General features: G+C 39.9%; 16 protein-coding genes. 8 read left to right on the plus strand and 8 right to left on the minus strand.

Features of this window, described 5'->3' with window-relative positions:
* Positions 1-189: 189 nt before the first annotated feature.
* The 4 genes from QWZ01_RS11820 to QWZ01_RS11835 are packed head-to-tail and all read right to left on the minus strand — an operon-like array spanning position 190 to position 3,472.
* Positions 190-792, minus strand: a complete 603-nt coding sequence (locus QWZ01_RS11820) for a hypothetical protein (RefSeq protein WP_290323536.1) — start codon at positions 790-792, stop codon at positions 190-192.
* A gap of 2 nt (positions 793-794) precedes the next feature.
* A complete protein-coding gene (bioA, locus tag QWZ01_RS11825; RefSeq protein ID WP_290323537.1) occupies positions 795-2,060 on the minus strand; it encodes an adenosylmethionine--8-amino-7-oxononanoate transaminase in 1,266 nt (421 codons plus the stop codon).
* On the minus strand, positions 2,057-2,497 hold the full coding sequence (locus QWZ01_RS11830; protein ID WP_290323538.1) for an NUDIX domain-containing protein: 441 nt from the start codon (positions 2,495-2,497) through the stop codon (positions 2,057-2,059). The genes bioA and QWZ01_RS11830 overlap by 4 nt, the downstream gene beginning before the upstream one ends.
* Complete coding sequence (locus QWZ01_RS11835; RefSeq protein ID WP_290323539.1) at positions 2,498-3,472, minus strand: cation diffusion facilitator family transporter; 975 nt, start codon at positions 3,470-3,472, stop codon at positions 2,498-2,500.
* Positions 3,473-3,650: 178 nt separating this feature from the next.
* Here QWZ01_RS11835 and QWZ01_RS11840 point away from each other — a divergent pair, with 178 nt between their 5' ends.
* A complete protein-coding gene (locus QWZ01_RS11840; RefSeq protein ID WP_290323540.1) occupies positions 3,651-4,844 on the plus strand; it encodes a pyridoxal phosphate-dependent aminotransferase in 1,194 nt (397 codons plus the stop codon).
* Between the two features lie 81 nt (positions 4,845-4,925).
* Here QWZ01_RS11840 and QWZ01_RS11845 read toward each other — a convergent pair whose 3' ends face one another.
* From QWZ01_RS11845 to QWZ01_RS11860, 4 genes are all read right to left on the minus strand, one after another.
* Positions 4,926-5,477, minus strand: coding sequence for a hypothetical protein (locus tag QWZ01_RS11845; RefSeq protein WP_290323541.1), 552 nt, complete (start codon positions 5,475-5,477; stop codon positions 4,926-4,928).
* Between the two features lie 396 nt (positions 5,478-5,873).
* Positions 5,874-9,053, minus strand: a complete 3,180-nt coding sequence (locus QWZ01_RS11850; RefSeq protein ID WP_290323542.1) for an efflux RND transporter permease subunit — start codon at positions 9,051-9,053, stop codon at positions 5,874-5,876.
* A gap of 27 nt (positions 9,054-9,080) precedes the next feature.
* Positions 9,081-10,283 (minus strand): efflux RND transporter periplasmic adaptor subunit, encoded by a 1,203-nt coding sequence (locus tag QWZ01_RS11855; protein ID WP_290323543.1) that lies wholly within the window; start codon positions 10,281-10,283, stop codon positions 9,081-9,083.
* 93 nt (positions 10,284-10,376) lie between these two features.
* Positions 10,377-11,735: a TolC family protein gene (locus QWZ01_RS11860; protein WP_290323544.1), complete on the minus strand. Its 1,359-nt coding sequence runs from the start codon at positions 11,733-11,735 to the stop codon at positions 10,377-10,379.
* 368 nt (positions 11,736-12,103) lie between these two features.
* Here QWZ01_RS11860 and spt point away from each other — a divergent pair, with 368 nt between their 5' ends.
* The 7 genes from spt (at position 12,104) to QWZ01_RS11895 (ending at position 21,834) form a co-directional block, all read left to right on the plus strand.
* Positions 12,104-13,309 (plus strand): serine palmitoyltransferase, encoded by a 1,206-nt coding sequence (gene spt / locus QWZ01_RS11865; protein ID WP_290323545.1) that lies wholly within the window; start codon positions 12,104-12,106, stop codon positions 13,307-13,309.
* A 105-nt stretch (positions 13,310-13,414) separates the two neighbouring features.
* Positions 13,415-14,533: a GNAT family N-acetyltransferase gene (locus tag QWZ01_RS11870; RefSeq protein WP_290323546.1), complete on the plus strand. Its 1,119-nt coding sequence runs from the start codon at positions 13,415-13,417 to the stop codon at positions 14,531-14,533.
* Positions 14,530-15,516, plus strand: coding sequence for an NAD-dependent epimerase/dehydratase family protein (locus QWZ01_RS11875; RefSeq protein WP_290323547.1), 987 nt, complete (start codon positions 14,530-14,532; stop codon positions 15,514-15,516). Before QWZ01_RS11870 ends, QWZ01_RS11875 begins: the two co-directional genes overlap by 4 nt.
* Before the next feature lie 232 nt (positions 15,517-15,748).
* Positions 15,749-17,071, plus strand: a complete 1,323-nt coding sequence (locus QWZ01_RS11880) for an inositol-3-phosphate synthase (RefSeq protein WP_290323548.1) — start codon at positions 15,749-15,751, stop codon at positions 17,069-17,071.
* Positions 17,072-17,670: 599 nt separating this feature from the next.
* Positions 17,671-20,232, plus strand: coding sequence for a DUF5686 family protein (locus QWZ01_RS11885; protein WP_290323549.1), 2,562 nt, complete (start codon positions 17,671-17,673; stop codon positions 20,230-20,232).
* A gap of 28 nt (positions 20,233-20,260) precedes the next feature.
* On the plus strand, positions 20,261-20,998 hold the full coding sequence (locus tag QWZ01_RS11890) for a CDP-alcohol phosphatidyltransferase family protein (RefSeq protein WP_290323550.1): 738 nt from the start codon (positions 20,261-20,263) through the stop codon (positions 20,996-20,998).
* A gap of 209 nt (positions 20,999-21,207) precedes the next feature.
* Entirely contained in the window at positions 21,208-21,834 is a 627-nt protein-coding gene (locus tag QWZ01_RS11895; RefSeq protein WP_290323551.1) for a sterol desaturase family protein, read from the plus strand.
* The last annotated feature ends 2 nt before the right edge of the window (positions 21,835-21,836 follow it).

Consider the following 21,836-nt stretch of genomic DNA (forward strand, 5'->3'; position numbering starts at 1 on the left):
GGCGGATTAAAGGATTTCCAATATAAAAATACGTCATGCCGAACTTGTTTCGGCACCCCACATTTAGATGAACAACATCAATTTACTCCAAAAATTTTGTCATTCTGAGCGTAGCGAAGAATCTATTATTGAACTTTGAACACTTTAGAATAGATCCTTCACTGCGTTCAGGATGACAGTGGAAGTTATTTAACTCAACGTTTTCTCCAATTGTTCAACCCATTGGTTAAACAGTTTGGTTTCAAATTCAACGGCCTTATTGGCGTGGCGCTCCCAATCGGACGAAAATTTGTGCAGCTGGTTCAGCATTTCTTCCAAATGTCCCTCCTCTTCCAATATGATCGATTTTACGTTTACCTTGCTACCGGCCGCATCAAGAGCATCCTGGTAAATAGGGTAAAGTTCATCGGCCCGCACCTCTATAGAATAAGTTACCAGCAGGTAAGCAGCAAAGCGCAATTCACTGCCGCTTAAGCCAAGCTCTTTTTTCAGGTAGCGGCATACGTCAACATCAAGCTGGTTTAAATAATATTTGCTTGAACCCGGAGCCAGCAGATATTCGGCCGCATAAGTTGGCAATTCAACACCTGTTTTTTCCAATTGTTTTTTCAGGTAAAAAGCATGGCGATGCTCTTCGGCAGCGTGTTTTAGTATAATATAAGTAACCGTAAGGGGATCTTCACTGGCCGATATTTTACGTGCACCGGTATTTTCCATTAGCGACAGGGTATTTAACCAGCGGGAGTGCAATTCGTTATCAGCAATTATTTGGGGGAGTAATGTATTCAGCATAATTATATCTCTTCAAGTGCCTGTTCAATTTTGCTGTAAACATAATCGAGTTCGGCATTAGTAATGCAATATGGCGGTAAAATGTATATAACATTGCCCAGAGGGCGCAATATAATACCTTCGGCCAAAAAGTAATGGTACAATTTATCGCGCAGCGAACTAAAGTATGAGGTATTATCGCCGGTTTCCCATTCCATAGCCAGTATAGTACCGGTCTGCCTCACCGTTTTTATTTTGGGGTGATGTTGTATTTTGGCGGCAAATTGTTGGTGTAATTCCTGGATGCGCTGCGTATTTGCGGCGGTTTCCGGCTGCAAGAAAAGATCAAGACTGGCTAAAGCAGCCGCTATGGCTACCGGATTGGCTGTAAATGAATGTCCATGAAATAAGGTTTTAAGCTTATCATCCGATAAAAAAGCATCATAAATTTGCTGGGTACAGGTAGTTAAGCCCAGGGCCATTGTACCGCCTGTTAAGCCTTTTGAAAAGCACATGATATCTGGCTGTACCTGTACATGATTACAGGCAAAAGGCTTACCTGTGCGGCCGAAACCTGTGAACACCTCATCATCAATCATCAGCACATTTTCCTGTTTACAGTGCGCCATCAACTGGTTCAGATATTCGGCCTCGTACATCAGCATTCCTCCTGAACCCTGCACCAATGGCTCAAAAATAAAGCAAGCCAGCTCAGATTTAAGATTTGTGATCAGAGATTTAAGATCTTCTATATTATCCTGATTAGGCGTATCAATAAACTCTACCTCAAACAATAAACTATCAAACGCGGCGGTAAAAGCACTGCGGCCGCTAACAGCCATGGCACCAAAAGTATCGCCATGGTAAGCGTTTTTAAAAGCCATTATTTTGGTGCGTTGATCGCCTTTGTTTAGCCAGTATTGCAGGCACATTTTTATGGCTACCTCAATAGCCGTTGAGCCATTATCAGAGTAAAAGGCCTTTTGCTGGTTATCCGGTAAAATGGCTAACAGGCGTTCGGCCAGCTCAATAGCACCTTCATGGGTAAAGCCTGCAAATATTACATGCTCCAGTTTATGTAGCTGTTCTGATACTTTTTGCGCGATGTAAGGGTGCGCATGCCCGTGGATATTTACCCACCATGACGATACTGCGTCTATATATCGCTTACCTTGTTCATCAAACAAACAAGTACCTTCGCCTTTTACAATTCCTATTGGCGGGGAAGCAGTTTTCATTTGGGTATAAGGATGCCATATTACTTTTTGATCTCGTTGGGTTAAACTCATAGTTCTGCTCTTAATAATTCAACAACACGTTTATCTGTAGGGAAGGTAACATCATCGGTGGTTAACTCCGCAATATTAATCCACCTGAAAGCTTGCAGCACATCTCCTTCACCATCAAAATCGTAGGCAACGGTTTTTATAGGAAAATTGAGGGGCGTAAGGTTTTTAACTTTATAGTAAACACTAATAATCTGCGAATTGTTAAATGCCGAGCGCACATAAAAATCGGTGGTATAAAAATGACTTAATACTTCCACCTCGGCTTGGCATTCCTCCACAAATTCACGTTTAAGGCCATCTATCAGCCCCTCACCTATCTCAAGGCCACCGCCGGGGAATTTAATAAATCGATGGCCATACTCCTGTTCATCGCTAATGAGAACCTGGTTTTGCTCGTTGATAAGCAGGCCGTATACACGTACATTAAAATACTCCATTTATTCAAAGTGTTTTTTATTGCGTACCACATTTTCCATTGTCCAGGCTATGGTTTCCGTTTGCGCTTCTGAACGTATAGGACAATTGGGCATACTACAGTAATGACAGCAGTTAGGCACGCAAGGGTCTGTATGGATAAATAATTCTGTTTTGATGCCAACCTCTTTATTGATCATCATATCAACCAGTTTTATTTCGGCATGGGCAGTGTTCAGATCAAAATAGCTGGGCAGCGTCATGTGGCAATCAATATGCAGTTCGTTACCGTATTTTTGGGCACGCAGGTTATGCACATCTATCCATGATTCGCGGCGTTTTTCGCTTAGTACATGTATAATATCGGTTACTACCTGAAAATCGGCCTCATCCATTAAACCCGCAACCGACCTGCGGATCAGTTTATAGCTGCTGAAGATAATATATAGCGCCACCAGTATGGATAATGCGCTATCCAACCATAATATACCGGTAATTTTAATGAGTAATAAACCGGCTACTAAACCAATACTGGTCACCATATCGGCAATAAGATGGCGCCCGTCGGCATCAAGGGTAATGGAACGCAATGATTTACCCTTCTGTATCATGTAATAACCCAACGCCCCATTAACGATGCCCGTTGCGCCTATAATAATAGCACCGGTAAGCAGATCGTGAATATTGTTAGGATAAAATAAACCGTAAACTGATTTTACAATAATGATAACCCCTGCTATACCGATAAGGGAGCCTTCGATAAAAACAGAAAAAAACTCCACTTTACCATGCCCGTATGGGTGATTTTCATCCCGGGGTTGCGCCGCCAGGTAAATACTAAAAAAGGCAAAAGAGCTTGCTATTACATTTACAACGCTTTCGGCAGCATCGGTGAGTACAAAGTTTGAAGCCGTTAAAAAGTATGCGCCAAACTTGGCCAGCATGAGAACAGTGCCTGTAATAAGCGAGATTAATATGATCCTTTTCTGTTCTTTCAAGCTCGTGTATATTAGGCCTCACCCTACCCTCTCCAAAGTAGAGGGTTCAAAACCTGAGTAAAGTCCTCTCCTTTGGAGAGGATTTAGGTGAGGCTAAGTTGCGTTGGCAAATTTATAAATAACAAGCGTAAGTAGCAGTAAACTTATTTTCTATATTTGCCGCGATAACATAATTTATATGAGCGCATTAAGTACCCGGATCAATAACTTGTCCGAATCTGCAACAATTAAGATGGCCAAAATGGGCCGTGAACTTGCCGCTAAAGGTGTTGACGTGATCAGCCTTAGCTTTGGCGAACCTGACTTTCATACCCCTGAACACATTAAGGAGGCTGCAAAGCAGGCCATGGATAAAAACATGACCTACTATACACCGGTAGCTGGTTACCCTGATCTGCGCAAGGCGGTAGTTGCCAAATTAAAGAACGAGAACAACCTTGATTATGATTTTAGCCAGATAGTAGTTTCAACCGGAGCAAAACAAGCTATTGCCAATGCGGTATTATGCCTTGTTAACCCAGGCGAAGAGGTGATTATCCCTACCCCTTACTGGGTATCATACTCAGAGGTAGTTAAACTTGCCGAAGGTGTGAGTGTTTTCATCAATACCACTGTTGAGCAAAACTTCAAAATAACACCAGAGCAATTAGAGGCTGCTATTACGCCAAAAACCAAGCTGTTCATGTTTTCATCACCATGTAACCCTACCGGTAGCGTTTACAGCAAAGATGAATTAGAAGGACTGGCTAAAGTATTTGAGAAAAACCCTCATGTTTACATCCTGAGCGACGAGATTTACGAGCACATCAACTTTGTTGATAAACACGAATCAATAGCACAGTTTGATTATATTAAAGACCGTGTGATCATCATCAACGGATGGTCAAAAGCATTTGCTATGACCGGTTGGAGAATCGGTTATACTGCCTCAAACTCAGAAATTGCTGCTGCCTGCGATAAAATGCAAGGCCAGGTAACTTCAGGTACCTGCTCTATAACTCAACGTGCCGGGGTTGCTGCTTATGAAGGTGGCCTGGAAAGCGTGCTTGAGATGCGTGCCGCTTTCAAAAAACGCCGTGATATTGTTTACAAACTGTTAAGCGAAATTGAAGGTATAAAAGTAAACCTTCCTGATGGAGCGTTTTACTTCTTCCCGAATGTAACTTCATTCTTCGGTAAAAGCTATAATGGCAAAACCATTAAAGATGCTGACGATTTAAGCATCTACCTGCTTGAAGAAGCACATGTGGCCACTGTAGGCGGCGATTCTTTTGGTGATACTACTTCTATTCGCCTGTCATACGCTGCTGCTGAGGATAAGCTAATTGAGGCTATGCGCAGAATTAAAGAAGCTTTAGGAAAATTAGTTTAATCTGACTCTTAAATTTCCTATATAAAAAACAAAGCCCCGGAGCAAATGCTCCGGGGCTTTGTTTTTTATGGTTTAGTAAAATTACAAACCAAATCCGTAAGCTATGCGTAAACCAACTGTACCATAGTTATTGCTCTGACCAGAGTAATTTTCATAACGTACACCCACATCCCATGATTTAGATGCATAACCTAAACCCGGAGCAAGAATAAGCTTGGTGTTTTTACTTCCGTCAGCTTCTGCATAAAAATCTTTGGTTTCGAAACCAGCACCTACTTCTGCACCAAAGTATAAATTCTTATTAAAGAATGCTTTTATACCTGCTTTCACCGGTACCATACCAAATGATGGGTATTTTACATCGGTACCATCACCAATCTTTTTACCAAAAAAGTTATAATAGCCTGAAGTTAGTGTTAAAGCTAAGTTATCAGCAATTCCGTACTGTAAGCGTGCGGTACCACCTAACCCAATGTTAGAGATATCATGCAAGTTTCCAGTTGGTAGTAAGCCTTCAACACCTACACCAAAGCGTAACGCATTTTTAGGTACTGATTGAGCTTTTACATTTGTTCCGATGAAGATAGCTAAAGCAGTAAATGCTCCGGCTATAATTTTTGTCATTGTTTTCATAGTTGTATATTTTAGTTCTAACTCTACAATTTTCATTGTATTAATCCCTCCTTAACAAATACTTTGCCAGTATAATAATTTCACACAATTTTAACAACAACTTCACAAGCACCAGTTTTTAGTCAGCTTATTTTCACCTTATCTTAGTTATTGATTATCAATACCCTTTTAACATCAAGAACCGGTAAAATTATTGGGTATAAATCTTAATTATATTTTAAATAATATTCGGAAAAGTAAAAATGCCAGACTCCATTAGTGTCGGTAAACACTAAACTTTTGTGCTGTTTTGTCAAAAAATACAGAAAACAGCGATTAATAATAAACCCGCGGCATCAGTAAACAAAAAAGGGAGCCCGTTAAGCGGGCTCCCTTTTGATATTATCAACCTAACTTTTAAACTTCAGGTTCGTGGCCCTTTTCTAGCTTATAGTTTTTTTGTAATTCGGCCAGTTTCTCTTTACCATAAGCAAAGCGAGTGATGATAAAGAATAGTACCGGCACTATAAATATAGCTAACGAGGTAGCTGTAAGCATCCCGCCAAATACTGTCCACCCGATAGTTTGCCTTGCAACCGCACCTGCTCCTGAAGCAAATAGTAAAGGGGCAACACCCAATATAAATGCCAGCGAGGTCATGATAATAGGGCGTAACCTGAGCCTCACAGCCTCCAGGGTTGCTTTTTCAAGGTCCCAACCTGCATCTACACGCTCTTTGGCAAACTCAACTATCAGGATGGCGTTTTTGGCCGCCAAACCTATCAGTGTTATCAAACCTATCTGCGCGTATACGTTATTATCCAAACTCTTATTAAACCACAGGAACAGGATAGCTCCAAACGCGCCCAATGGTACAGCCAGCAGTACTGAAAAAGGTACCGACCAGCTCTCATACAACGCTGCCAGGAACAGGAACACAAACCCGATAGACAGCATAAAGATGTATATCGTTTTTGAACCTGATAGTTTTTCTTCCCGGCTCAAGCCAGAAAACTCATAACCATAACCCTGTGGTAAGGTTTTGGCTGCTACCTCTTCAAGTGCTTTCAAGGCATCACCGCTACTATATCCCGGGGCAGAGTTACCATCGATCTCGGCAGATCTGAACAGGTTATAATGCGAAATCAGAGGCGCATTCTCAATTACCTTATAAGTTGTCAGGGTACTTAATGGTACCATGGTGCCTGCCTGGTTACGCACAAAGTACTGCCCAATGTTTTGAATATTGGTACGGTAATTTGTATCGGCCTGGGCCAGCACACGGAACGTACGACCATACAGGGTTAAGTCATTGATATAAGTACTACCCATGTAAGTTTGTAACGCAGCGTTTACATCAGACAGTTGTACACCCAATCTTTTGGTTTTTTCTCTGTCGATAGTTAACTGGTATGCCGGTGTGTGCGCGGTGAAAAACGAGAAGGCTTTTGAAATTTCCTTTCGCTTGCTTACCTCGGCTATAAAATTCCGCATTACTGTTTCAAAGTTCTTGATATCTCCACCAGCCTGCTTTTCTTCTAATATGAAGGAGAAACCTGCCGTGTTACCCAAACCTGGTATTGCCGGAGGCGGTATTACTACCACACTTGCTTCCTTAAAGCGCGACAGCTTTTTCTGCAATTTGGCTACCAGCGGAAATATAGAATGTTCTTTACCCTCACGTTTATCCCATGGTTTAAGCTGCACAAATATGGTAGCACTGTTTGATTTTGTAGCGAATGTAACCGCGTTCAGGCCACCCAGAGCGGCGTAATGGCCAATTTCCGGAACGCTGTCAAGCGTTTTCATCATTTCATGCAATACGGTTACCGTACGCTGGGTTGAAGATGCTTCGGGCAAATCATAGGTGATATATATACGACCATCATCTTCGGTTGGGATAAAGCCGCTTGGCTTGCTCCTGAACAGCATAATGGTACCTATAATGATACATACCAATACAATAATAACGAACTTGGAATTCTTGATGCTTTTATCAACCCCGTTTCTATATTTGTTAGTTATACGCGTAAACCACTCATTAAACCTAAAGAAAAACTTATCGAGGCCCGTTGATTTTTCATCAATTTTATGAGGTTTCAATAGTAAAGTACAAAGGGCCGGTGTTAATGAGAGCGCCACAAAAGCCGATATCAGTACCGATATAGCAATAGTGATTGCAAACTGTTGATACAATCGCCCCACAATACCCGGTATAAAGCCTACCGGTACAAACACTGCCGCCAAGATAAGCGCGATGGCTATTACCGGCGCTGATATATCGCGCATGGCATGAGTAGTAGCCTCTTTTGGAGACATCCCTTCCTCATCCATATAATGCTGTACAGCCTCAACCACCACAATGGCATCATCCACCACAATACCAATTGCCAGTACAAACCCAAACAGCGTTAGTGTATTAATAGTAAAGCCTAATGGTAAAAAGAATATGAATGTACCAATGATGGATACCGGAATTGCCAATACCGGGATAATTGTAGTACGCCAGCTTTGTAAAAACAGGAATACTACTATAGTTACCAGTAATAGGGCTATCACCAATGTTTCAATAACCTCATGTACAGATACTTTTACCACCGTAACTGATTCAAAAGGCACCACATAATCCACATCAGCAGGAAATGCTTGTTTAAGCTGTTCCATAGTTGCATAAACATTATCGGCTGTTTCAAGCGCGTTACTTCCAGGGGCCTGGTAAACCAGCAGGTATGATGCACGTTTACCGTCAACAAAAGAGTTACCGGCATAGTTAAACTTGCCCAGTTCTACACGTGCTACATCTTTTAAATGTACAATAGCTCCATTGCTTGGCTGTGTACGTACTATGATATTCTCAAACTCGGCCTTGTTAGTTAAACGACCTTTAACCAGAACGGTATATTCAAATGGCTGTCCGTTTTCCTGTGGTGTTGAACCTACAGAACCTGCGGCCACCTGAGCATTTTGCTCAGCCAGGGCGGCTGTAATATCACCCGCGGTTATACCAAGCGAAGCCAGTTTATCAGGCTTAAGCCATATACGCATACTGAAATCATCGGCACGTGTAAATACGTCGCCCACGCCCTTCGCACGTAAAAGTGCGTCGCGCACAAATATGTTGGTATAGTTATCTAAAAACGTTACGTTATGTGAGCCTTTGGGCGCATACATGGCCACAAGCATTAATATACTTGGGTTACGTTTACGAGTAATTAAACCTATACGCTGTACTTCCTGCGGCAATGTTGGGGTGGCAATACCTACCCGGTTTTGCACATCAAGAGCCGCTATATTAATATCGGTACCAACCTCAAAATTAACGGTCATACTCATGGAGCCGTTACTTGTACTGTTACTTTGCAAATAGGTCATGCCGGGAGTTCCGTTCACCTGTACTTCAACAGGTGTGGCAACCGTTTGCTCAACCGTAAGCGCATCGGCCCCGATATAAGTACCAGTAATGTTTACTGTTGGTGGTGTAATTTCAGGATACTGCCCAATGGCAAGACTGCTTATGGCCAGTATACCAACAATTACTATCACTAATGATATAACTATAGCTGTAACTGGTCTTCGTATAAAGGTATCTGCTATCATTCTTGTTATTTTTTATAAAAAATCCAGTTACTTTCCTTGTTGTTTAGCTTGACCCGGAGCGGCTTGTCCCGGAGGCGCCTGTTTTGAAGGATCGCCCAAAACAATTTTACCACCATCGCGCAGACGCTGAAAACCTTCAGTTACTACCTTTTCACCTGGCTCAATACCGGTCATGATCACCACGTCGGTACCAACACGTGGGCCCAAAGTAACTTTATGCTGTTTAGCAATAAGCGCATCGGTTTTCTCATTATTTTTGGTAGAGTCAACAAAGGAGGTATCCTTGCTCACAAATACAAAGAACTCACCCATTTGCTCGGTAATGGATTTGTATGGTATTTGAACGCGATTTCCTGACTGATTATTCAACACCTTCAATACACAGCTCATACCATCTTTTAAAACATCATCCTCATTAGGGAACTGGATCCTTACTTTGATGGTACCCGTTTGATTGTTTACGCCCCTGTCGATAGCTAAAACCTTACCTGGTTTATTATAAGTGCTAACTCCATCTGGCAATTGCAGTTTAAAGGTTGTATCACTGCTTGACTTTTGCAGTTTGTAAAACCGGGCTATATCCTGCTCATTCACAACAACATCAACCGCTATAGGATGCTCGGCAGATATCGTATTCATAAGTGTAGAACCCGCGGATACCTGGGTACCTAACCTTACCTGTGATATACCGATACGGCCGGTGAAAGGCGCGGTAATGGTTGCGAATGACAGATCGGTTCGTGCAGACTCAACAGCGGCCTTAGCTACTGCCACATCGCCTTTATTGGTTTCATATGCTGCAGTAGCCTGATCAACCGTTTGGCGTGCGATAGCATCATTTTTTAACAGCATGTTATATCTGTCTATATCTTTTTGCCCCTTAACCAGGTTTGCCTGAGCGCTTAACAGGTTTGCTTGCGCTTGCTGATACGCGGCAAGGTATTTACGTTTATCTATTTCGTAAAGTACCTTTCCTTTTTGTACAACATCACCCTCTTTAAAAAATATGCCTGTTACAAAGCCGGGGACCTGGCTTCTCAGTTCGGTAGTGTTTACAGAAACAACCGTACCCTGATATTGATCATAGTAAATAGCTTCTGCCTTTTTAGCTTCGTAAAGACTTACAGGGGTAGGCGGCGGAGCTGCATTTTGATTTGCGCTTTTACCTTTGCATGAAGCTAATGCTAATAACGCCGCAGGGGCCAACCAGTATATATATCTGTTTTTCATTGTAGTGATTTGTTCGTTGGTTATTTGTTTAACAGCACTTTTTGGTGCTATACAATTTTCAATTTAGTATGTAGGGCGCCTCGCGGCGTGTAGTTAGTTACCCTGATTATTATCTGCGGTAAGCGTACCCAATGCTTTTTTCAGGTCAATTTTGCTTGAAAGCAGCTGAAACAGCGCATTATAATAATTAAGCTCCGCAGTACGCAAATCAGACTGTGCAATAATTACATCGAGGTAAGTTTTAACTCCTTCGCGGTATTGCAGACTTACAATTTTGTATACATCCTTAGCCAGGTCAACATTTTGCCTGATGAGCTGGTAGCTGGTATAATTGCTTTTGTAGCTTGCCAGTGCCTGCACATACTCCGTATTAATGGTGTTTTGTGAGTTTACAATATCAAGATCAGTACGTTCAACCTGCAGCCTGGCTTTGCTTAGATTTTGCAAACGTTTAGTGCCCTGAAAAATGGGCAAACTTATTGAAAGACCTGCATATCCTGTGGGGAAAGCATTATCATACAAATTTGAAAACCCATGGCTGAAGTATGCGAAATTATAATTACCCACTGCCGATAACGATGGTAAAAATCCAAACCTGTAATAGTTAACATTAATATTTTGCAGCACTTTGCTGGTTTGCAGCAAGCGGTATTCTATCCTGTTATTAACATTCAATGTTTGGTTGGTATCAATGTAGGCCTCCTGTTCATATCTTGAAGAATCATAAGATAACGCTAAGGGCTTAGATGCATCAACCCCCATGATCTGCTTTAGATAAGCAGTTTTAGCTTTAATAGCTTCCTCCGTTTGTTTACGGGTAGCTAATGAGTTATTCAGAGATATAGTAGCTTGTTTAAAGTCGGTTTTATCAGATACACCTGCCTCGTATTTATTAACAGCATCCTTTAAACTTCTTTGCAAACGGGTAATATCCTCAATAGTAATATTTAATTGCTTTTGTGAAAGCAACACATCAAAAAAGGCTTTGCTTACATCAGATATTACATTGATCTGGCTGCTCAGTGTGTTTTGTTTATAGTATTGACGTGAATACCTGGCGGTTTTGGCAGCTAATAAAACATCGTTATTATATAGTACCTGCGTGGCCTGCAAACTTAATGACGAAAGGTTACGTACATTTGTACCGGCAGGAATATTGGCTCCAGAAGCACCTGCCTGTGGTGTGCCTTTAAAGTAATAATTATAAAAACCAGATGAATTAAGCTGAGGAAGCCAGGCAGAAAGCCCAATCCTGATGTCTTTTTCATTGATCTGCTCATCAATGGAAGCCTGCCTGACCGCGGGCTGATTACGTAACGCAAATTCGACACACTGCCTTAGCGAAACAGGCCCGCCGATAGAGTCGGTACTGGTTTGAGCCAAAATTGGCGAATGTAAAATTAATGTTAAGTAAATTGGTGAAAGTAGGGCAAAATACTTGTTTTTTCTCATAGGTGGTATGTAGATGCTTAGTTCATATAGTAAAAATTACAAAAAAACGATCTGTTAATTTTTAATGATATATACAGGGGAAGTGCGAATATGTTATAAATATTACTAAATTAAAATTAAGATAAGGAAATTTATCTAAATTTTACAAAAACAGGCTTAAAACTAACTTTTTTAGGCTTTTTACAAAAAAATGAAAAAATGTGGTGCGAAATAAATAAAAAAATTAATTAATTTGCCATGTGAGAATATGGTATGGATGTTGTTAATTAAAGGTTCATTATAAGTATTTTAAAAAAAAATTACATGTACCGTATAAGTTATATGCTTATTCATGGTATTTTTACAAAAAATTTAAGCAGGGTTAATACATGGTTAAAAAACTACATGGGAAGATCGCTCAATTCCAAGTTGCAAATACACTTCGGGAAAGAGGATTGTATCCTTATTTCAGGCCGATTGAGTCTGCTCAGGACACTGAAGTACTAATAGATAACAAAAGGGTGTTAATGTTTGGATCTAATTCATACCTGGGTCTTACAAATCATCCAAAGATTAAAGAAGCTTCAAAGAAAGCGATTGACAAATACGGTACAGGTTGTGCCGGTTCACGTTTCTTGAATGGTACCCTTGATATTCATATCGAGTTAGAGAACAGGCTTGCCAGCTATGTTGGCAAAGAAGCTACTGTTTTATTTAGCACAGGGTACCAGGTTAACCTGGGCGTACTTTCATGCATAACAGGCCGTAATGATTATATCATTTTAGATGAATATGATCATGCTTGTATCATTGATGGTAGCAGGTTATCGTTTTCAAAAGTTATCAAATACGCCCATAATGATATGGACGACTTGCAGCGTAAACTGAGCATTTTGCCGGAAGAAGCTGTAAAGGTGATTGCCGTTGATGGTATATTCAGCATGGAAGGTGACATTGTTAAACTTCCGCAAATAGTAAAACTTGCCGATCAGTATGGTGCTAACATCATGATTGATGACGCGCACAGCCTTGGTGTTATTGGCCATAACGGAGCCGGTACAGCATCGCACTTTAACCTGACCAATGATGTTGACCTGATTATGGGCACATTCAGCAAATCGCTGGCATCATTAGGTGGTTTTATTGCTGCCGACAGGGATACTATTGATTACATCAAACACAGGGCACGTTCATTAATGTTCAGCGCAAGTATGCCTCCGGGCTCGGTTGCCAGCGTAATTGCAGCATTGGACATCATTGAATCGGAGCCAGAAAGAATCCAAAAGCTTTGGGATAACACCAACTACGCTCAAAAACTTTTATTAGAAGAAGGTTTTGATCTGGGCCCAACAGAAAGCCCTATCCTGCCAATATATGTACGTGATAACGAAAAAACATTCCTGGTAACTAAACAACTGCAAGCTGCAGGTGTGTTTGTTAACCCGGTTGTTTCGCCAGCCGTACCTTCAGATTCGTCATTGTTACGTTTCTCGTTAATGGCTACCCACACTTTTGATCAAATTGATGAAGCTGTTGAAAAACTTGCAAAAGTTTTCAAAGAAGCTGGTGTGGCTTCAATTAAAGAAAACATATAATTAAAAATATAAAAAAGATGCCCGCGTGCAAGCAGTTTTATGCTGTTGCCCGCGGGCCTTTAAGTTTATACCCTTTTTGCTTTACTCCATTTTATAATACCACTCATGATAAAAATTGTAACAGTTAGTTCTAAAAAGGAATTAGCCTCATTTATTGATTTTCCGCATGATTTGTATGAACATGATCCTAACTATGTTCCGGAATTGTTTATCGCTCAAAGGGATCTGCTTACCATTCACCCTTTTCATAAGCACAATACAGTACAACCGTTTTTAGCTTATGAAGGGGATAAAATTATTGGGCGCATAGCAGCTATACTCAACAACGCTCATAACAAGTTCAACAACGCCAATGATGGTTTCTTCGGTTTTTTTGACTGCATAGATAACAAAGAAGTTGCTGCCATTCTTTTTAAAACAGCGGCCGACTGGCTCAAGCAAAAAGGAATTGCCGGTAAGTTTATAGGTCCTGTTAATTTTTCAACCAATGAGCCCTGCGGTTTATTAGTTGAAGGTTTTGACAGTCCTCCATTTTTGATGCAGACTTACAATGCCCCCTATTATGCCGATTTAATTGACGGACTTGGTTTTGTAAAAAATGTTGACCTGATTGCCTGGCACTGGGACGATAAAAGTTATGACGATAAATCGGTAAGGCTGTTAAATGCTTTAGAAGAAAGGCTAAAACGAAGCAATATAGTGATCCGCACCATCAACCTGAAAAAGTTTAAAGAAGAGGCCGAAAAACTACGGGAGGTTTATAACTCAGCATGGGATCATAACGAAGGTTTTGTGCCATTATCTGATGATGAATTTGATTACCTGGCCAAAGATCTTAAATTGATCCTTGATCCAGATTTTGCATTGGTTGCCGAGCAAGAAGGTAAAATAGTTGCCTTTGGTTTAGCACTGCCAAATTATAACGAGATATTTCAGAAAATTAAACGCGGCCGTTTACTGCCAACAGGTATTTTCAAATTGCTGTTTGGCCGCAAAAAAATACAAAGTTTGCGCATATACGCGCTGGGCGTTATTGAGGGCTATCGTAAAATGGGCATTGAAGCCTGTTTATATGGTACCATTATTAAAGAGTACAAAAGGAAAGGCATGAAACAAGCCGAAGCCGGATGGACCCTTGAACACAATGATATGGTAAACCGTGCCATTGAAGCTATAAACGGTAACCCGTATAAAAAATACAGGCTATACGAAAAGCAAATATGAAGGAGCGGGTTTTAATAACCGGCGCAAGCGGTTTTGTAGGGTATCATTTGGTTGAAGCAGCATTGCACAATAATCTGGAAGTTTATGCAGCCGTGCGAGGCAACAGCCAAACTGATCATCTGAAACATTTAGATATCAGGTATATAAACCTTGATTATAAAAACCCTTCTGCCCTAAAACAGCAGCTTACTGATATTAATGCCGATTATATTATTCATGCTGCCGGCGTTACATCTGCCCGTTCACAGGCTGAGTATGATGATATAAATGCTGCTAACACTCATAGGTTGGCATTTGCAGCAGCTGAGGTTCGCGGTAATTTCAAAAAATTTGTACTCATTGGCAGCCTTGCCGCTATTGGCCCGCTTAAAAGTTTAGATGGTATAATTACCGAAGCCACCATCCCCCACCCTGTTACAGCTTACGGACGCAGCAAACTACTGGCCGAAGAACAGTTGAGGACAGTTAAAAACATCAGCTATACTATATTGCGCCCTACAGCCGTTTATGGGCCAAGAGATACCGGTATATTTATATTTTTTAAACAGCTGGTAAAAGGTATTGAACCTTATATAGGTAATAACCAGCAAAAACTTAGCTTCATATATGTAAAAGATGTCGCGAATGCGGCAATTAAGGCCTTATATGAGGGGCAAAATGAAACTTATAATCTGAGCGATGGTAACTTTTACAGCAGGTACGAACTGGGAAATATTACCAAACAGGTACTTAGTCTTAAAACATTAAAGTTTCATTTGCCTGTAAATTTTGTAAAAATAATTGCGGCTATATCAGAAAAAGTAAGTTCTTTGAGAAATAAAGCCGCTGTAGTTAATATTGAAAAGATTGATGAATTGATGGCCGTTAACTGGTCATGCGATAATGAAAAGGCAAAGGCAGAGCTCTGCTTTTATCCGGCATACAACCTCCAGGCAGGTTTAACGGAAACACTAATATGGTATAAGGCCAATAAATGGCTTTAACCACAATAAACAAATAAAATTAATGTAATGAAAAACGAAAGATCTATTCAATTTACCAATTTACTTAAACGTTTAAGTAATATTAATTATACCTTAGTACATAATAGAATCCTTTCTTTTTCTCCAGTTACTTAAACGTTTAAGTAACTTAATATTAAAAATGCAAATATGTAAATCCCAGGCATAAAGCTCCTTTGCTTAAGCCTCAATAATTAAAATAAAAACAAGTACAATGAAAATGAAAATTTCGCCTGCCCAGGGAAAACTGGGTATCCTGATTCCTGGTTTAGGAGCAGTTGCAACTACCCTCATTGCCGGAGTTGAAGCAGTAAAAAAAGGTATTTCACAACCAATTGGTTCACTTACCCAAATGGGCCATATCCGTTTAGGTAAAAGAACAGAAAACCGTCATCCAAAAATTAAAGATTTTGTTCCTTTGGCTAACCCAAATGATATTGTTTTTGGTGGCTGGGATGTTTATGAAGATAACGTTTACGAAGCTGCTGCAAATGCACAAGTGCTTGAACCAGCTTTATTAAATGCCGTTAAGCCACAGTTAGAAGCTATAAAGCCTATGAAAGCCGCATTTGATAAAAATTATGCAAAAAACCTGAACGGAACTCACGTAAAACAGGGTACACGTTATGAACTGGCCCAACAGGTGATGGAAGACATCCAAAACTTTAAAGAAGAAAATGGTTTAGACCGTGTTGTTTTAATTTGGTGCGGATCAACTGAGATCTATTATGAAGCATCAGCTATTCACCAAAGTTTGGCTGCTTTTGAGCAAGCTTTAATTGATGATGATAAACTAATTGCCCCAAGCATGATATACGCTTACGCGGCCTTAAAATTAGGCGTACCCTTTGCAAATGGCGCCCCTAACTTAACGGTAGATATTCCGGCATTGATTGAATTATCTAAAGAAACACAAACTCCAATTGCCGGCAAAGATTTTAAAACCGGACAAACCCTGATGAAAACCATATTGGCGCCTGGGCTGGCAGCACGTTCTTTAGGCGTTCATGGCTGGTTCTCAACAAATATATTAGGTAACCGTGATGGTTTGGTGTTAGACGATCCAGACAACTTTAAAACTAAAGAGGTTTCAAAGCTGGGTGTATTGGAAGATATATTTAAGCCTGAAGACAACCAGGAACTTTACGGCAACATCTACCACAAGATTCGTATCAACTACTATCCTCCTCACGGCGATAATAAAGAAAGCTGGGACAATATTGACATTTTTGGTTGGTTAGGTTATAAAATGCAGATCAAGATCAATTTTCTTTGCCGCGATTCTATCTTAGCTGCTCCAATCGCACTTGATCTGGCCTTATTCTGCGATCTGGCCAAGAGAGCCAACATGAGTGGTATCCAGGAATGGTTATCTTTCTATCTGAAATCACCGCAAACAGCCGCTGGCCTGCAACCGGAGAATGATATATTTAAACAACTGATCAAATTGGAGAACACCCTGCGTTACCTTATGGGCGAAGATCTGATCACCCACCTGGGGCTTGATTACTATGAAGAAGCTTTTGCCGAAGCATAATAATTCCTGATTATAAAAACTAATGGGTTGTATATAGATTTCTTTATATACAACCCGTTAGTTTTTTTGCTATTATTGTTTTTTAACTGATAACCTATCGTTTTGATAATTACATCTCCAAATCGTTATGTTATAACGTATTTTACAATTACCTGTTTAAACATTAATTTTCATTACGCATTAACCCAATCACATTTTTAAATCAATCTATAAATCAATATTTTAACACATCAGGCAAAATAAGAATCCTAAAAAAAACGATAAAACAAACAGATCATGGCTGTTTACAGGCCAATATAATTTAAGAGTAAATATTTGCTGGCAATGCAATTAGCATGCTTGCCATAGGGAATATTTGACTTTTTGACCACATTAGTCTGTAATAAATTTTTCTACCTTTGAAGCGCAGTTACAAGCTGAAGGGATAGTTATGCCGATGCAAAAACAGCGTTTAATGTTATTGCTGCATAGGTATGTTGGTTAAAATATCAGGCTGGATGAAGTGTGATGTGATCTGTGCTTTGAATTAATAATTGGCTACAGATAATAAGGGTTTAGGTCAAACAAGGTGTTTGTATTTGCATAATTGCATAAAGTACATGAATTTTAAAAATTTCTACAAAGGTTTATTTTCTTTAATACTCTTTTTTTCTGCTTCGTCATTATTTGCGCAAAATACTGTTATTACAGGCGTAGTTACTGATGCAAGCAACAGACAAACCCTTCCTTTTGTTGTAGTTGCTTTTACTGGTACCACAACTGGCGTTACCACCGATAATAATGGGAGATACCGCCTTTCTACCACCAATCAATCCTATAAACAAATAAAAATTTCATTCCTGGGTTATAAAGATGCGTTTTTAGCAGTTGAGCCCGGTAAAGAACAAGTCATAAACGTTAAACTTTTCCCCGCCGCAAAACAGTTAAATGAGGTTGTTATCAAATCGGGTAAAAAGCCTAAATATCGTAATAAAGATAACCCTGCGGTTGAACTGATCCGTAAGGTTATTGAAAACAAGGAAAAGAACCGCCCTGAGGCTTATAATTACGTTGAATATCGCGAATATGATAAAATGATGTTCGGTTTCATCAACGTATCAGCTCAGTTTTCTGACCGTAAGTTCTTCAAAAAATACAAGTTCATTATAGATAACCGTGACAGCACAATTTTGCCGGGAAAATCTATATTACCGATCTATCTTGACGAAAGGCTCTCTCAAAATTACTACCGCAAAGAACCAGAAAAAACACGCGAGGTTGTAATAGGACAACGTGGTGTAAACTTTGGCCCTGCTGTTGATAATGAAGGTGTTAAACAATACTTTAAACACCTTTACAATAAGGTTGACATTTATGGCAATGACATATTTTTGATCACCAGCCAGTTTTTAAGCCCGATATCAAATAACTCTCCTAACTATTACAAATTCTTCATTACAGACACCATTACTGATGCTAAAAACCAAAAACTGGTTGAGTTAAGCTTTACCCCGCGTAATGATAATGATGTGCTATTTGAAGGTATGATATATGTTACCCTTGATGGTAATTACGCGGTACAAAAAGCGGTATTAAAGATTAACAAACACATCAATATCAACTTCATACGCTCTATGGAGGTTGATCTTGATTTTGAACAAAATCCTGATAACCGCTACCACCTGAGCCGCAGCAATACTATTGCTGAGTTTGGTGCCACCAAAAAGGAAGGAAAAAGCGGCCTGCTTGGGGTGCGTACAATTACCTACAAAAACTACATAGTTAACCAACCGCGGCCCGATACAGCATACACCAAACAAAGTGAAGAATCACAGGATGAGGCCAAAACCAGGCCTGCTGAATTCTGGGAACGCAATCGTTTGGATACGTTGACCACGGCCGAATCAAAGGTTTATAAGAATGTAGACAGCCTCAGAAATATGCCATCGTACAAACGTACCATGGATATTGCCACCTTGTTACTTGCAGGTTATAAAGGTTTTGGAAAGTTTGAAATAGGCCCTGCCAATACATTTTACAGCTTTAATCCTGTTGAAGGTTTAAGGTTAAGGATCGGTGGCCGTACTACTCCTGAGTTAAGCAAACGCTATTATTTTGAAACGTACGCTGCTTATGGTTTTAAAGACGAAAAATGGAAGTATTTTCTAAGCGCTACTTATTCGCTTAATAAGAAGTCTATTTACAAATTTCCGCAGAATTATATCAGGGCCAGCTATCAAAAAGACACCAAAATACCCGGGGCAAACCTGCAGTTTGTTCAGGAAGATAACTTCTTGCTATCCTTTAAACGTGGTGTAAATGATAAATTCCTGTATAACGATTTTTACAAGTTTGATTACGTACACGAGCTCGAAAACCACTTATCTTTCAGTGCTGGTTTTAAAAACTGGAAACAAGCGCCGGCCGGTTCACTATACTTTAACAATACTTTAAACGGCCAGCCAAATGTGGTAAAAGATTTAACCACTACTGAACTAACTGGAACCATTCGCTGGTCACCACATGAAGAGTTTTACCAGGGTAAAATTTACAGGATCCCTATCCCTAATAAATACCCTACACTTGAACTTGATTACGCCGCTGGCGTTAAAAATCTGTTTAATGGCCAGTACAACTATCAAAAACTTGATTTCAGGGTTGATAAACGCTTATATTTGTCGCAATTAGGCTATTCTGATCTTAGCTTTGCTGCCGGTAAAATTTTCGGTTCGGTGCCATTCCCATTGTTAACTATTCACCAGGCCAACCAAACTTATGCCTATGATATTGATTCATACAACCTCATGAACTTTTTGGAGTTTGTAAGTGATCATTATGAAAGCTTTAGGATTGACCATCACTTTAGTGGCTTCTTTTTCAATAAAGTGCCATTGCTTAAAAAGTTAAAATGGCGCGAAGTGTTTTCGGCAAAAATACTTTACGGAGGTTTAAGCAACAGGAACAACCCTGCGTTACATCCTGATTTGTACCAGCTTCCTCTTGATGGTAAGGGTGCCCCAATTACCTACACACTGAATAATACTCCTTACACAGAAGGCAGTGTTGGTATCGAAAATATATTTAAATTTATACGGATTGATTATGTAAGGAGATTCAATTATTTAGACCATCCTGAGGTGCCAAAAGACGGTATCCGTGTGAGGGTTAAATTTGATTTTTAACTTTGTATATCATAATAATTACAAGAAAATGGAACAGCAAACATCAATAAGAACAAACCTTCAATTAGGTATTTATAAGGTTATTGATCCCTTTGTAAAAATATTGATCAAAGTTGGTTTAACCCCTAACGCGGTTACATCAATAGGCTTTGTATTAAATGTGGGCGTAGCCGCGATATTCATTTTAGGCGCTGAAGAAGGTAACCGAGGCGACTTGAGCTATGTCGGTTGGGCCGGAGGCCTAATTTTATTTGCAGGCCTGTTTGATATGCTCGACGGGCAGGTAGCCCGCCTGGGTAACATGAAATCAACCTTTGGTGCTCTTTATGATTCTGTACTTGACAGGTACAGTGAACTGATCATGTTTTTGGGTATATGTTACTACCTGGTTGCCCACCATTATTTTTTAAGCTCTATTGCAGCGTTCGTTGCTTTAATTGGCTCAATGATGGTTAGCTACGTAAGGGCCCGCGCCGAAGGGTTGGGCGTTGAAGTTAAGGGAGGCTTAATGCAAAGACCAGAACGTGTAGTTACCATAGGCCTTTGTGCAGCCATGAGCGGAATTGTAGCGCAGTATATTGGAGGTAATTACAAACTGTTTGTACCGGGCATCAAATTTCATGTATTTGAAACCATTTCCATATTTACCATACCATTGGTAATACTTGCCGTGCTAACTAACATTACTGCTTTTAACAGGTTAAGGGAAGCTAAAAGAGTTTTAATAGAAGCTGAGAGAGCCGAAAAAGAACACTTTAAAAGATAAGTAAAAGGCAGCACCTGAATATTAACTCAGGACCAAAGCTTAAAATATCATATCTTCGTAACAATTAGATAAAGGTATTTACAGTTCAAGAGATCTTTATTAAAATTGTGCCCTTGTTTTTACTTGAATCACGGGCAGTTATTACTCATATACTAAACAGATAAATAACAGGCAGAGAAATAGTTAAACATTTTAAAACCTGATATGCTATGAAAAAGAATTATGTCTCCAATTCACAGGAGTCTGTGAGAATGTTTAAAAGCGACTTTTTAGAGGTTTTATCAAAAGTACACTATACAGTACCATTGTACATTTTTGTTCCGGTAATTTTATATTGCACCTATAAATCTTTTTTTGAAGCCGGCGTTGATTTTTTACTATACATTGGGTTATTTATTGCAGGCCTGTTCATCTGGACAATTGTAGAATACATCATGCACCGTTTTGTTTTTCATTATAAACCAAACGAAAACTGGGCCTGGGCACAAAGGCTGCACTTTATTATGCATGGCGTACATCATGATTACCCAAGCGATGCTAAACGCCTTGTATTGCCGCCATCATTAAGTATACCACTGGCTACCGGCTTTTTCTTCTTATTTAAAGCCTTGTTACCTGTAAATTATATCTGGGGATTTTTCCCTGGCTTTATATTAGGCTATTTGTTTTATGATATATCGCACTATGCAATGCATCATTTTAACTTTAAAAGCGGCCTGTTCAAAAAAATAAAACAGCATCACATGCTGCACCACTATCAGGATCCTGAAAAAGGTTATGGGGTGAGCTCTCCGTTTTGGGATAAAATTTTCCGTTCAGGTTTCTTAAAAAAATAACT

Source organism: Mucilaginibacter aquaedulcis (assembly GCF_030409325.1).
Taxonomy (GTDB): domain Bacteria; phylum Bacteroidota; class Bacteroidia; order Sphingobacteriales; family Sphingobacteriaceae; genus Mucilaginibacter; species Mucilaginibacter aquaedulcis.

Bases quoted from the DNA above. Each gene is read 5' to 3' on its own strand.
- QWZ01_RS11850 (WP_290323542.1), bottom strand. From the start codon at position 9,053: ATGATAGCAGATACCTTTATACGAAGACCAGTTACAGCTATAGTTATA.
- QWZ01_RS11845 (WP_290323541.1), bottom strand. From the start codon at position 5,477: ATGAAAACAATGACAAAAATTATAGCCGGAGCATTTACTGCTTTAGCT.
- bioA (WP_290323537.1), bottom strand. From the start codon at position 2,060: ATGAGTTTAACCCAACGAGATCAAAAAGTAATATGGCATCCTTATACC.
- QWZ01_RS11820 (WP_290323536.1), bottom strand. From the start codon at position 792: ATGCTGAATACATTACTCCCCCAAATAATTGCTGATAACGAATTGCAC.
- QWZ01_RS11855 (WP_290323543.1), bottom strand. From the start codon at position 10,283: ATGAAAAACAGATATATATACTGGTTGGCCCCTGCGGCGTTATTAGCA.
- QWZ01_RS11885 (WP_290323549.1), top strand. From the start codon at position 17,671: ATGAATTTTAAAAATTTCTACAAAGGTTTATTTTCTTTAATACTCTTT.
- QWZ01_RS11895 (WP_290323551.1), top strand. From the start codon at position 21,208: ATGAAAAAGAATTATGTCTCCAATTCACAGGAGTCTGTGAGAATGTTT.
- QWZ01_RS11875 (WP_290323547.1), top strand. From the start codon at position 14,530: ATGAAGGAGCGGGTTTTAATAACCGGCGCAAGCGGTTTTGTAGGGTAT.
- QWZ01_RS11890 (WP_290323550.1), top strand. From the start codon at position 20,261: ATGGAACAGCAAACATCAATAAGAACAAACCTTCAATTAGGTATTTAT.
- spt (WP_290323545.1), top strand. From the start codon at position 12,104: ATGGTTAAAAAACTACATGGGAAGATCGCTCAATTCCAAGTTGCAAAT.
- QWZ01_RS11880 (WP_290323548.1), top strand. From the start codon at position 15,749: ATGAAAATGAAAATTTCGCCTGCCCAGGGAAAACTGGGTATCCTGATT.
- QWZ01_RS11840 (WP_290323540.1), top strand. From the start codon at position 3,651: ATGAGCGCATTAAGTACCCGGATCAATAACTTGTCCGAATCTGCAACA.
- QWZ01_RS11860 (WP_290323544.1), bottom strand. From the start codon at position 11,735: ATGAGAAAAAACAAGTATTTTGCCCTACTTTCACCAATTTACTTAACA.
- QWZ01_RS11870 (WP_290323546.1), top strand. From the start codon at position 13,415: ATGATAAAAATTGTAACAGTTAGTTCTAAAAAGGAATTAGCCTCATTT.
- QWZ01_RS11830 (WP_290323538.1), bottom strand. From the start codon at position 2,497: ATGGAGTATTTTAATGTACGTGTATACGGCCTGCTTATCAACGAGCAA.